This is a genomic window from Streptomyces sp. NPDC000880 (assembly GCF_053599675.1).
The window spans coordinates 1-12,914 of the sequence record NZ_JBSFMS010000021.1 but is presented as its reverse complement, the minus strand read 5'-3'; the positions used below and the strand labels follow the sequence as shown (position 1 = coordinate 12,914).

Sequence of the window (12,914 nt, the reverse complement as noted above, 5' to 3'; positions counted from 1 at the left end):
CGGTACGGAACGCGCCCGCGGTCGCTCGGCCCGCCCCCTGCCATGGCGCCCCTCCCTGTCCCGGCGCGGCTCCCCCTCTGTCTTCGGGCCACCCTCCTCCGCGCAGCGTCGCTAGCCCAGGTCCGCCCCCTGCCCCAGGTGCTGCGCCGCGAAGGCGATCTCCAGCCGCACCTGCTTGATCCGCTCCTCCACCACCAGCGACCCGTGCCCCGCGTCGTACCTGTACACCTCGTGCACCGCGCCGCGCGCCGCCAGCCGGTCCACATAGTTCTCGACCTGGCGGATTGGGCAACGCGGGTCGTTGACCCCCGCCGAGATGTAGACCGGCGCCCGCACCGCGTCCACGTACGTCAGCGGCGACGAGGCCTCGAACCGATCGGGCACCTCCTCCGGGGTGCCGCCCAAAAGCGTGCGGTCCATCGCTTTCAGGGCCTCCATCTCGTCGTGGTAAGCCGTGACGTAGTCGGCGACCGGAACCGCCGCCAGCCCCAGCGCCCACGCCTCGGGCTGGGTGCCGAGGCCGAGCAGGGTCAGATAGCCGCCCCAGGAGCCGCCCGCCAGGATCAGCTTCTCCGGATCCGCGAGCCCGGAGCCCACCGCCCACTCCCGGACCGCCGCGATGTCTTCCAGCTCGATCAGCCCGACCCGGTGCTTGAGCGCGTCCGTCCACTCCCGTCCGTATCCCGTCGAACCGCGGTAGTTGACCCGCACCACCGCATACCCGTGGTCGATCCAGGCCGCTGGGCCCGCCGCGAAGGCGTCGCTGTCGTGCCAGGTCGGGCCGCCGTGGATCTCGAAGACGGTCGGCAGCGGACCTGTCGCACCCGCCGGCTTCTGCACCAGCGCGTGGATACGGCCCCCCGGCCCCTCCACCCAGGCGTCCTCCACCGGCACCGACTCCGGCGCCTTCATCCCTGGAGGATCGAGCACCACCCCGCCCGCCGTCGAGCGCACCTGCGGCGGCAGCGCGGCCGAGGACCACAGGTACTCCACCTCCCCGTCCGGCCGGGCCGTCGCGCCCGAGACCGAACCGGCCGGCGTCTGTATCCGCACCAGCGCACGCGTCGCCAGGTCGTACCGCCACAGCTCACCGCGCGCCTCAAAGCTGTGCGCGACCAGCAGCCCGGACCCGTCCGGATACCACTCGGCGTTCACATCGCCCGGCAGGTCGATCGCGAGATCGGTCTCCTCACCCGACGCAACGTCCCAGATCATCGGCTCCCAGCGGCCGCGCCGCTGATGCCCGATCAGCAGCCGGGTGTCGCCGTCCACCGGAGCGAAGCCGAGGACCTCCAGCCCCAGTTCCTCTGTGCCCCCCTTCGTATCGTCCAGCTCGGCCACCAAGGACCCTCCCCCACAGCCTTCGGCGTGGGAGGTGCCCCCAACGCGCACCACCCGCAGCGCCGAGTGCATCGCGTCCCCGTGCTCGGTATGTTCGATCGCGACCAGCGTCCCGTCGTGGGACAGGTCGCCGACCCCGGCCGATTGCCGGTGCCGGTATATCTCGACCGGCTCCGTGCCCGTCCGTACGACATGGATCGTCGTGCCGTCCTCGTCGGTCGAGCGGCCGACCACCGAGGTGCCGTCCCGGCCGATCGCCAGCCCCGCCGGGTACGAAGGCTCAAGCCCGGGCGCTGCGGGCTCGTCCTCCCCGCCGCCGAAGGGCTGCCGCATCCAGACCCCGAACTCGTCCCCGTCGCTGTCCGAGAACCACCAGATCGACGAGCCGTCGGGCGAGAGCACGCCGTCCGTCGTGCCGTTCGGCCGATCCGTCGCCTGCCGCTGCTCGCCGGTCGCCCGGTTCCAGGCATACAGCTCGTACGTCCCCGTGGCATTCGACACGAAGAGCGAGCGGTGCGGCGCGTCCTCCGCCCAGTCGGGCAGGGAGACGCGCGGCGCACGGAAGCGCTTCTCCCAGTCCGGCATGCCGGGCAGCTCGGGCGTGCCGGGCAGCTCCGGCGTGGAGTCAGTGATCTCAGTCATGACCCCATTCTGCGCCGGACCCCCGACAATCCGTTCGCGTCGTCCGCAGCCTGTGGATAACTTCGTCCGCATCGCCGCGGGCCTGCGCCTGGACTTCCTGCACGAGCAGGCATCTCGCTTTTCGAACGCTTCAGCCCGCTCACGCGCCGACGACGGCTGGATCAGCCCGGCGCGCGGGTCAACGGGCGTTCGCCGCCCGGCTGGTGGCATGTGGCGGCCGAGCGTCGGTCCCGGTGAGGCGTACGGCGATGGCTGCCGTATAGCCGGGGTCCGTGGGCAGGTCGGCCAGCAACCAGTCGGCGTTCGCGGCCGGTTGGGGCCCGGCCCCGACATAGGTGAGGGACAGGTCCTCGTTCAGACCGACGCCGGTTGCCTTCAGCAGGGCTTCCTTACGGGTCCAGCAGCGGGTGAACGCGGCGGGGAGCTGCGCCGCCGGCAGCGCCGCCAGTTCCGTACGCTCCCGCGGGTGCAGCCGGGAGGCGACGTCGGCGACCGTGTCGGGGTCGGGGACACCCTCGACGTCGACGCCGACCGGAGCCCCGGCCAGGGCGATCATCACCAGGCCGCGGGTGTGCGACAGCGAGAAGTGCACGGCGTTGCCCGGTACGACGGGCCGCCCGTGCGGGCCGCCGCAGTGGGCGCAGGGTTCGCGCGACAGCGTGACCGCTTCCGGGGCTTGCCCGAGCCGCTCGCCGAGCAGCCGGCGCAGTGCCACATGCGCCACGGCGTAGGCGTCTCGGTCGGCGTCCCGGAGGAAGGCGTCCAGCCGCGTGGACTCCGCGGCGTCGAGGAGGTGCCGGTGGGCGGCGGCGTCCGCGGCGTGGTCGGCGACCCGCCCGGACCACAGCAGCTCCACGCCCGGCAGGGCCGCCGCGGCGTCACGGTCACTGGGTGCCTCGCGGTCGCGGGATGCCTCGTCGTCAGGCGGTGTGCGGTCCGTGGGTGTGTCGGTCGGCATGCTGTCCATGATCGGTGATCGTTCTCAGCTGCGAGGGGCGAGGTACGAGAGGAGAGTATCTAACGGCCCTCAGGTTCCGTTAACCTGGCCCTATGATTTCCGAGAATGCGGACCCGGCTACCCCCGGCACCGTACGTCCCGGCGGCCGCACTGCCCGCGTCCGGGCATCTGTCCTGCAGGCCGCGGGCGACGCCCTGGTCGACCACGGCTTCCACCGGCTCGACCTCGCCGATGTGGCCCGTCGCGCGGAGGTGGGCAAGACGACCGTCTACCGCCGCTGGGGCACCACCGCCGGCCTGATCGCCGATCTGCTGGCGGACCTGGCCGGACAGCCCGAGCCGCGTACGGACACCGGTTCCCTCACCGAGGACCTCAGGGCCAACGCCCGCCTCGTGGCCCGTACCCTTACCGACCCCCGCCAGGGCCCGCTCTTCAAGGCTGTCATTGCCGCCGCCAGCTGCGACGAGCGCACCGCGCAAGCCCTGCACCGCTTCTACTCGACCTGGATCAAGGAGTGGGCTCCGTGTGTCGACGCAGCCGTCGCTCGCGGCGAACTCCCCGCGGGCACGGACGCCCAGGAAGTGATCCGCGCGGTCTCTGCCCCGCTCTACTACCGCCTCCTGGTCAGCGGCGACCCGCTCGACGATGCCGCTGCTGACCGCGCTGCCGCAGCGGCCGAATCCGCCGCCCGGGCGGGCGCGTACGTGAGCTGAACAGGACCCTGAACGAACCGTGACGGACCCTGGGACGCGCCAAGGGTCTGACCCTCACCGAGGATCAGACCCTTGAACAGCCGGACGAGCCGGACCGGCCGGACGGAACGGCTATCGGCGGATTCAGATGTTGACGCCGAAGTCCTGCGCGATGCCGCGCAGCCCCGAGGCGTACCCCTGGCCGACCGCGCGGAACTTCCACTCGGCGCCGTTGCGGTAGAGCTCGCCGAAGACCATCGCGGTCTCGGTCGAGGCGTCCTCGCTCAGGTCGTAGCGCGCCAGCTCGGCGCCGCCGGCCTGGTTGACGACGCGGATGAACGCGTTACGCACCTGGCCGAAGGACTGCTGACGGCTCTCGCCCTCGTGGATCGAGACCGGGAACACGATCTTGTCGACCTCGGGCAGCACGCCGGCGAGGTTGACCTTGATCTGCTCGTCGTCGCCCTCGCCCTCACCCGTGAGGTTGTCACCGGTGTGCTCAACGGAGCCGTCCGGGCTCTTGAGGTTGTTGAAGAACACGAAGTGCTGGTCGGACACGACCTTGCCGTTGGCGTCGACCAGCAGGGCGCTGGCGTCGAGGTCGAAGTCCGTCCCGGTGGTGCTGCGTACATCCCAGCCCAGGCCCACGACGACCGCGGTCAGGCCCGGGGCCTCCTTGGTGAGCGAGACATTGCCGCCCTTGGAAAGGCTGACACCCATGGAAATCCCCTGCGCAATCCGGCGCGGGCCGCGCCTCTTGACGATTCCTTTGCCCACGAGGGTAACGAGCGGCCGCAGGCCCTGGTTCCCCTGATCCCTCGTGTGCCAACCTCATTCACCCCGCGTGCTCCTTCCGTCTCATCCGCACCTCATTGCTTCTTCTCGTCACATCGGCTCGGCTTCGTCCGTCATTGCTATGACGGACCGAGACGAGGGGAACGTGACCGATGGACGAGAACGACTGGCTGGCGGAGCGATTCGAGGCCAACCGCGTCGGCCTTCGGGCGGTGGCGTACCGCATGCTGGGCTCGCTGAGCGAGGCGGACGACGCCGTCCAGGATGCGTGGCTGCGGCTGAGCCGTTCCGACACCAGCGACGTGGACAACCTGAGCGCATGGCTGACGACGGTCGTCGGGCGGGTGTGCCTGGACATGCTGCGCTCACGCAGGTCACGCGGCGAGGATCCCCTTGACGTCTACGTGCCCGACCCCGTCGTGAGCCGCGCCGACGGAATCGAGCCCGAGCAGGAAGCCCTGCTGGCGGACGCGGTCGGCCTCGCACTGCTCGTCGTACTCGACACGCTCGCCCCTGCCGAACGGCTCGCCTTCGTACTCCACGACATGTTCGCCGTGCCCTTCGACGACATCGCCGCGATCGTGGACCGCACCCCGACGGCGGCCAGGCAACTGGCGAGCCGGGCCCCCCGCCGGGTCCAGGGATCGGCCCCGGTCCCCGAGGCCGACCTCTCCCGCCAGCGCGAGGTCGTCGACGCCTTCCTCGCCGCCTCACGTGGCGGCGACTTCGACGCCCTGGTCGCCGTCCTCGACCCGGACGTCCTGCTCCGCGCGGACTACGGCACTGTGTCGCTGGGCGTGTCGAAGCGGGTCCGCGGTGCGCAGGCGGTGGCCTCGCAGGCCCTGCTCTTCTCCAGGTTCGCCCGCTTCGCCAAGCCGGCCCTGGTGAACGGTGTCGCGGGACTCGTCACGGCTCCCGACGGCCGGCCGCTCTCGGTCATGGCCTTCACGGTCGCGGACGGAAAGATCGTAGAAATCGACATCCTCGCCGATCCCGAGCGCCTGGGCCGGCTCGACCTGGCGTTCCTCGACGACTGACGGGCGGACGAAACGACACGGAAGAACTCCGGCTCCGTGGGGGACCCCCACGGGTCGGTGGTATGCGGGCAGGGGCCGCTGATCTGATTGGTTGGCCTTCCCGGCCAGATCCGCAGCGAACGCCACAGGCCACCGACTCACGTGAGTCGGTGGCCTTTGATGAGTGTCGGGGTGCAGTGGTCAGCAAGTGCGCCCGACGTACGCCGCGCCGTCGATTGCGCTGGCCGATCCCAGCCAGGTGACGCCAGGCCCCACGCATCGCTCGTAGTTGGGGCCCCATACCTCCACTTCGATGATGATGCGCGAGCCGTCGCTCGTGCAGTGGTTGTAGTACGCGTCACTGGCGGTCTCGTAGAACCCGCAGGGGTCTGCGGCCGCTGACGGCGCGGCGGCTGTGGACAGTCCGAGGATGAGGGCTACGGCACCGAGGACGGCCGGCAGGGAACGACGAACGCTCATGGGGGCAACTCCTTCTTGAGGGCGGGATGCCCGAGCACTGGATGAGTTGTGCACACGTAGAGGGTTCCAGTTCTCACTCTTGGTAGTAGTTGATCTAGCTCTTAAGAATGAAGGACTTCACCAGATCGGGTGCCGATGCCGGCTTCGCCGACGGTCTGCAACATCCGCCGGCCCTGGTCGGAGCCTGTCGGCTATGCTTACTGGGCACGTTCTCTTGAACACGAAGAGTGTCGAACGTTCTCAATCTGGCACTGCCTGATCCGTGGCGACGGCAGTTCGTGACCGTCGTCGCGTGAGCGTTGGCGGGAGGGCCGCATCACGGTGGTGGCGATCGATGTCGTAAGCGCTGTTGTGGGCTGGCTGGTGGCTTTCTGCAGTGACTCCGGCGTCCGGCTGATCAGAGGTCAACACGACGAGCGATCGCTCAAGAAGACCATGAACCGCGCCTTGGGGACGGTCGTGACCCAGGCGGACCCAGCCGTTCGGCCTGTGCTGGAGCGCGGACTCGCCCGCTACTTCGCCGCACCACCAAAACTGAGCCTCGGCGGTGCGCGATCCGTGCGGGACGCCCTTACGGCCGCTGTAGCCGGCCAGATGGTCGAATTGGAGCAGTGGGTCGCCGATGCGACCGGCCGCCCCTTCGGCGAAGTGGTGGACATGGAGCCGGCGGAACTCATCGAACAGGTCGCCGAAGCTGTCGTCTCCGGCCTGCGCCAGTATGCCGCCGCTGGGGAACTGACCGAGCTGGTCCGCGCCCTCGATACGGCCGAAATCATGGGCCGGCTCGAAGTGCTCGGGCTGCAGATCACTGAACTCGCGGTGCCGGCCAGGGCGGCTGCGACGTTCAGTTTGCCCCGGGACATTGCGTCCTTCACTGGGCGCGGTGCCGAGCTGGAACGGATTGAGCAGGTCCTGGACTCGGCAGACCCGGACACCGGGGTCATTGGCATTCATGCGATTGACGGGATGGCGGGGATCGGAAAGACCGCCTTCGCCGTGCGAACCGCGCACTTTCTCGCCCCGCGATTCCAGGACGGCCAGCTCTTCCTCCATCTGCATGGTCATACCCCGGGGCAACGCCCGGTCGACCCGTCAGACGCTCTCGTCTCGCTGCTTCTCGCAGTAGGGGTACCCGCCAGCCGGATTCCTGCGGATCGACAGACACGGTCGGCTCAGTGGCGACAGCAACTGCGTTCCAAGAGGATATTGCTGCTGCTGGACGATGCTGTATCGAGTGAGCAGATTCGTCACTTGCTGCCCGGATCCCCGGGTTGCCTTGTCCTGATCACTAGCCGACGTCGGCTTACCGCGCTTGAAGGGGTGGTTCCGATCAGCCTGGAAACACTCCCGCCGACAGAGGCGACCGTGCTCTTCTCGCGACTGGCAGCCCGCCCGGACCTCTTTCCCTCGGACCCCCATGTCGAGGAGGTCGTACGGCTGTGCGGCTACCTACCGCTGGCCATTCGGCTCACCGCGGGGAAGCTGGCCCACCATCCGAGCTGGACCGTCCGGGACCTCGTAGCCGACCTTACGCGGACACAGAACCGGATTGCGGCAATGCGTGCCGAAGACGACTCCGTGGCTTCAGCGTTCGATCTTTCCTACCATGACCTCGCCCCCGACCCTCAGCTCATGTTCCGGCGGCTTGGTCTGCACCCCGGCTCGGAGATCGACGCGTACGTCGCTGCGGCACTCGCCGACATGGAACTGGCAACGGCGCAAGAGTTGCTCGACGACCTCTTCATGCACCACCTCATCGAGGAACCCGCGCGTGGCAGCTATCGCATGCATGACCTCGTGCGGCAGAAAGCAAAGTCCCTGGTCTCCCTGGACTTGGTGCGGGAAACCGAGGCCGCACTGGACCGCATGCTGGACTACTACTTGCACACGGCACAACACGCCGCACATTTCGTCATCGGGCGGGCTCCCGCCTCGGCCCGGCCGACGGTGGGCCGGCCCCCCGCCTGGACACCGGAGATCAACAGCTCCGCACAGGCTCTCGATTGGCTGAGAGGACAGCGTGCCAACCTGCACGCCGCCGTCGACTTCGCTGCGCTCCGCGCCCGTCCCACTCACGCGATCTACATCGCGGCAGCGCTGAACGACTTCCTGCGCATCCAAGGGCATTGGGACGAGGCAATCGCTGTGCACCAGTGCGCGCTGGAAGCAGCGACCCGGACGGGGGACCGCCTCGGGCAGGGACTGGCTCTGGGAAATCTCGGGTCAGTGCAACGGCTGCAAGGCCAGTACCCGGCCGCGGTGCGCAGCCAACAACAGGCACAGAGAGCCTATCGGGAAGTGGGCGACCGCCTCGGCGAAGCGAACGCCGTGCACGAACTGGGCGTCGCGCAACGCCTCTGCTGCGACTACGCCGCCGACCGGGTCAGCCAGGAGCAGGCCGGAACGCTGTACCGAAGTCTCGACAACAAGCTCGGCGAGGCCAACACGCTCCATGAACTCGGCACCATGTATTGCCTGATGGGAAACCTGCATGCGTCCCTCACCACGCAGGCGCGCGCATTGGAGATGTTCCAGGAAGTCGGCAAACCCTACGGCCTGGCCTTCGCGTACAACGAATTGGCTGTGGTCTCCTACCTCATGGGCGACTACCCGGCAGCCGCCACACATGTCGCCCACGGGATGAGCCTCCATACCGAGCTCGGCAATACGTTTGGGGAGGCCTACTCCCTCAAGGAATTGGGTGTCGTCGAATACCTCACCGGAAACCTTCGCGCCGCGATCACCACGCTCACCTCGGCAGTGGATCTGCACCGCCAACTCGGCAGCCGCTACGGGATGGGGCTGGCCCTTACCGACCTGGGCGTTGCCCACCGTCTTTCCGGCGAGCACGCGACGGCCCTCAGCACGCTGATCCAGGCGCTCAGCCTGCACCGTGAGTTCGCCTTTCGACACGGGGAGGGCTGCACGCTCAAGGAACTCGCGGTCGTGAAGGATCAACTGGGAGACCGTGCCGGCGCGGAGGCCGATCTCGCAATGGCGTTCCATCTGCACACTGAATTCGGGCACCGCCATGGCCTGACCGACACCGTGATCACGCAGGGAGAGCTTCTGCTCCGTCACGGCCAACACGAATCTGCCCAGGACAAGTTCAACCGTTCGCTGGAGCCGACGCGGGATATCGGCGCCCCGCTCCTGGAGGCCCGTGCTTTCGAAGGGCTGGGCCACTGCCTCCTCCGCACCGACGACACGACCGAGGGCCTCGCGAGGCTGAGACAGGCACAGGCAACCTATCGGCGCATCGGTGCGCCCGGATCGGCCCGGGTCGAGGAAGCACTGCGCGGTCGATAGCGAGCCTCATCCAGCCCCTGGGGGAGCAGTGGGAGACGGCTCTCGATGCCCGCCGGGCCATGAGCCCGAGTTCCCCGGTCGCGGCTCTCGACCGGCTCATGCGCAACAGGTGACGCAGCAGGCTCGTCCGGGGCGGATGGCCACCGGCTCATACTCCTGAGGCTGCCGACCCGCAGCGACACTCCTGTGCGACGTGACCGTACGACAGGCGAGGGAGCGGCACTTCGTGGCTCATGCTGGTGCCCGTTCGCCATGTGCCCAGGCCACGCCGGTCCGTCGCTTGCAGCGGAAGGAAACCCTGGCCTTACCTTTCAGCAAAGATGCTGAAATGCCGCGGCCATACCGTCTGCCACGGCATTTTGTGCACATGTCAGGTGGCCTTCTCGTACACCACGATCTTGGACGCGGCCACTTCCCCCCCCCCCCCCCCCCGTGAAGGAGTTTCCTTGAACCGCAGTACCCGTGCCCGGATAAGAGCAGCAACCGTGGTCTCGCTCGGGCTCGCCATGCTGCAGGCCACGCCGGCATCGGCCTTCACCTACGTCACCGACGCGAATGGCACCGCCTGGGGCATCCAGGACGCCGCGCCGCCGGGGGCAGACACCGGCAGTATCCGCGCCACACAGAGCGGCACCGGCGTGCAGGCGCCGTACAGCACGATGCTCAACGGTTATGGCGGCATCCGGGTGCACATCCGTACGACACCCGCACCGCGCTTCGACGGCGCCATGATGCGCGGCTTCGGCCTCCGCTTCGACGGCCAGGACGCGTGGAACACGACCCGCTCCGTGCAGCTCGGCGGCGTGGCCATCTCGCGCTCCATCTACATCGACCGCCCCGAGGCGTGGGGGCGGTGGCTCGACACCTTTACGAACACCACCCGGGCCCCGATCACGATCGACGTCGCCTTCGGAGGCCAGACCGGCTACGGCGCTACGGGCACGACGCACAGCGAGGTCGTCGCCACCTCGAGCGGCGATGCGACGGTCTCGCCCAAGGATTCCTGGGCGGCGGTCGCGAGCGGCACCGCCGACGGCCAGACGACTGGCGGGCCGACCGCCACGGTGATCGGTGATCCAAGCCCGTTCGCCGGAGCGATGGACCGCACCGGCAACTGGCTGCGCGACACCTTCACCGCGCCGCTGGCAACGAGCGGCCACGACGCCAACTATCAGGCGTACGTCAACACGCTCACGCTGCAGCCGGGGCAGAGCCGCTCGCTGCTGCACTTCCTGGTCGTCGGCAAGCAGGTGACGACGGCGACAGCGGCCGCGGAGATCGCCGGCGTGCGCGACAAGGCGGCGGCGCTGGCCAAGGCACCGGTCGTCGACGGGCTCTCGACGGCGCAGATCTGCTCGGTGGCCAACTTCGCCGCGCTGTCGCCGTCGGGTGCCGGCGCCAAGCCGAAGAAGTGCGCGGCCTCGCGGTCCGTGCCGCAGCCGCCGGTGCCTCCCGCGCCGAAGATGGTCACGACGTCGCCCTACAACGTAGTGGACAAGACGATGCAGGAGATGCAGGCCGACATGGAGGCCGGCCGGACGACGTCCCAGCAGATCACGCGCGCCTACCTCGACCGGATCTCCGCCTACGACACGGGCCAGTTCGGGTTCAACGCATACATCACGGTCGCCAAGGACGCGATGGCGCAGGCGCGCAACGCCGACAAGCAGCGTGCGGCCGGCAAGCGCGGGGCGCTGCTCGGCATCCCGATCGCCGTCAAGGACCTCTACGACACCAAGGACATGCCGACGACGAACGGCAGTCTGACATTCGAGGGCTACCGGCCGGCGCACGACGCCTACCAGGTCGCACGGCTGCGCGAGGCCGGCGCCGTGATCATCGGCAAGGCGAGCTTGGAGGAGTACGCCACGAGCGGCAGCTACTCTGACAGCGCCTACGGCACGGTCTGGAACGCGTTCGACCCGTCCCGCTCCGCGCTGGCCTCGAGCGGCGGGTCGGCCGTCGCCACGGCTACCAGCCTTGCCGCCGCGGCGCTGGGCTCCCAGACCGGTGACTCGCTCTACGCGCCCGCCAGCGCGGCGAGCCTCGTCACCATGCGCGGCACCGACGGCATGCAGAGCGACAGGGGCGTGATGCCGCTGTCGTGGCTCCAGGACTATGCGGGCGCGATGGCGCGCTCGGTCGGCGACCTCGCCGACATCCTCAACGTCGTCTCGGGGACCGACCCGGAGAACCCCGAGACGGCTGAGGCGAGTGCGCACCGGCCGGCCGACTGGCGCAGCGTGCTCGACGCGAACGCGCTGAAGGGCAAGCGGATCGGCATCGTGCCGTCCACGTGGGTCGACCCGTACGGCACGACGACTACGACGGACGCCGAGAAGGCCGCGCTGAAGTACTTCGCGGAGGCGGGCGCGCAGCTCGTCGAGCTGCCCTCCGGCCCGAAGGCGCCGCCGTCGGTGACGAGCGACCGCAACTGGGAGGGCTGGGCCCGGTACATCGACTCGCATCCGGAGCTGTCCCTGCGCGACCCGGCGCAGATCGTGTGCTCGCAGCGCAAGCTGCCGTACACCCGCTACGCGCCCTCGTACTGCGACGGCAAGCGTCGGATGACGGCCGAGGAGATCGAGGCCTGGCGTGACTACCGGGCCCAGTACAAGGCGAACATCGCGACGTGGATGGACGCCAACCAGATCGATGCGGTGGTCTACCCAGGCCTGCTGAGCGAGATCAGCCTCAACGACGGCGGTGGCAACCGCTCGAGCTTCGGCCGGAGCGACACGCCGTCGGGCTCCTCGGGCGCGCCAACGGTCGCCTTCCCCGCCGGACGCGACCGCAACGGCGCGCCGATCAGCCTCCAGCTGCTCGGCCGCGCCTGGGACGACGCCAAGCTCGTCGGCATGGCGTACGCCTTCGAGCAGCGCGCGGACGGTCACGTGGCGCCGAACACCGCTCCTCCGCTGCGGTACGTGCGCGGGGGCGCCAAGGGCTGAGCGAGGACCGCACCGGCACGGCGGCGGGCTCGCAGCCCGCCGCCGTTGCCCTCTCAGAGTTGATTTTCTGGCGCTAGGCCATGCTGCGGAGCAGGTATTCCACGGGGGCGGTCAGGGTCCCCTCTTTACTACTGTCCTTGCCCCCGGCTCCCTGGTGCTTCGCCGCCAGGTTCGTGGCCCTCACGCCGGCACCGTCGACGCATCCGCCGGCCCCGGCAAGCGACACGTCGTCTTCGGCGGTGGTGGTGTGCGCGATCTGGTCGTTGGGGTGGCCGGCCAGGGTGAGGTCCTGGATGCGGCCGGCGCGGTGGTCACCGCCGACGTTCCGCCCTACACGATCGTCGGTGGCAACCCGGCCAGGCCGATCCGGCGACGCTTCGCCGACACCGACATCAAGCGGTTGCTCCGCGCCGCATGGTGGGACTGGCCCGCCGACCTGGTCACCGAACACGCCCGTACCATCATGGCCGGAACGCCGGCCGACATCGAGCGCATCGCCGCCCAGCACCGCCGACAGGAAACCCGATGACAGCGGTCTCCCGCTTGGCAATGTGTCCCACGTCGCCGGTGCGCATGCTCAATGCGTCCCGCATCATCCCCTGCCGTCTGTTTGCCGATCATGTCCTGGCGCCGACGGGTCTATCAGGAATTAGGTGTGATTCGTCTGTTTGGCCTACGGGTCTTTCGGTGGGCTGATCGGCCTACACTCGTCCGGCCGTAAGGCGGCCGT

At 69.1% G+C, this 12,914-nt stretch carries 8 protein-coding genes and 1 pseudogene; 5 read left to right on the top strand and 4 right to left on the bottom strand.

The genetic code is table 11. The features are described 5' to 3' along the window. Positions 1–111: 111 nt before the first annotated feature. Both ACWDO5_RS09890 and ACWDO5_RS09885 read right to left on the bottom strand, forming a co-directional pair. On the bottom strand, positions 112–1,983 hold the full coding sequence (locus tag ACWDO5_RS09890) for a prolyl oligopeptidase family serine peptidase (protein WP_450529821.1): 1,872 nt from the start codon (positions 1,981–1,983) through the stop codon (positions 112–114). Positions 1,984–2,161: 178 nt separating this feature from the next. Beyond that, positions 2,162–2,941, bottom strand: a complete 780-nt coding sequence (locus ACWDO5_RS09885; protein ID WP_450529820.1) for a 4'-phosphopantetheinyl transferase family protein — start codon at positions 2,939–2,941, stop codon at positions 2,162–2,164. Positions 2,942–3,033: 92 nt separating this feature from the next. Between ACWDO5_RS09885 and ACWDO5_RS09880 the strand changes: the two genes are divergently transcribed. After that, positions 3,034–3,654, top strand: coding sequence for a TetR/AcrR family transcriptional regulator (locus ACWDO5_RS09880; RefSeq protein WP_450529819.1), 621 nt, complete (start codon positions 3,034–3,036; stop codon positions 3,652–3,654). Positions 3,655–3,777: 123 nt separating this feature from the next. On the opposite strand, the gene ACWDO5_RS09875 is transcribed toward ACWDO5_RS09880, so the two are convergent. Then, positions 3,778–4,353: a TerD family protein gene (locus tag ACWDO5_RS09875; protein ID WP_450529818.1), complete on the bottom strand. Its 576-nt coding sequence runs from the start codon at positions 4,351–4,353 to the stop codon at positions 3,778–3,780. Positions 4,354–4,580: 227 nt separating this feature from the next. Between ACWDO5_RS09875 and ACWDO5_RS09870 the strand changes: the two genes are divergently transcribed. Continuing rightward, positions 4,581–5,465: a sigma-70 family RNA polymerase sigma factor gene (locus ACWDO5_RS09870; RefSeq protein WP_450529817.1), complete on the top strand. Its 885-nt coding sequence runs from the start codon at positions 4,581–4,583 to the stop codon at positions 5,463–5,465. A 180-nt stretch (positions 5,466–5,645) separates the two neighbouring features. On the opposite strand, the gene ACWDO5_RS09865 is transcribed toward ACWDO5_RS09870, so the two are convergent. Beyond that, positions 5,646–5,924 carry a DUF6355 family natural product biosynthesis protein gene (locus ACWDO5_RS09865; RefSeq protein ID WP_450529816.1) on the bottom strand — a complete coding sequence of 93 codons (279 nt, stop codon included), beginning with the start codon at positions 5,922–5,924 and terminating at the stop codon, positions 5,646–5,648. A gap of 324 nt (positions 5,925–6,248) precedes the next feature. Here ACWDO5_RS09865 and ACWDO5_RS09860 point away from each other — a divergent pair, with 324 nt between their 5' ends. The 3 genes and pseudogenes from ACWDO5_RS09860 to ACWDO5_RS09850 all read left to right on the top strand — a co-directional run. After that, positions 6,249–9,233 carry an ATP-binding protein gene (locus ACWDO5_RS09860; RefSeq protein ID WP_450529815.1) on the top strand — a complete coding sequence of 995 codons (2,985 nt, stop codon included), beginning with the start codon at positions 6,249–6,251 and terminating at the stop codon, positions 9,231–9,233. 446 nt (positions 9,234–9,679) lie between these two features. Further along, entirely contained in the window at positions 9,680–12,184 is a 2,505-nt protein-coding gene (locus tag ACWDO5_RS09855; RefSeq protein ID WP_450529814.1) for an amidase, read from the top strand. Between the two features lie 304 nt (positions 12,185–12,488). Further along, positions 12,489–12,713 (top strand): annotated as a pseudogene (locus ACWDO5_RS09850) (antibiotic acetyltransferase); the annotation flags it as partial. Positions 12,714–12,914: the final 201 nt, after the last annotated feature.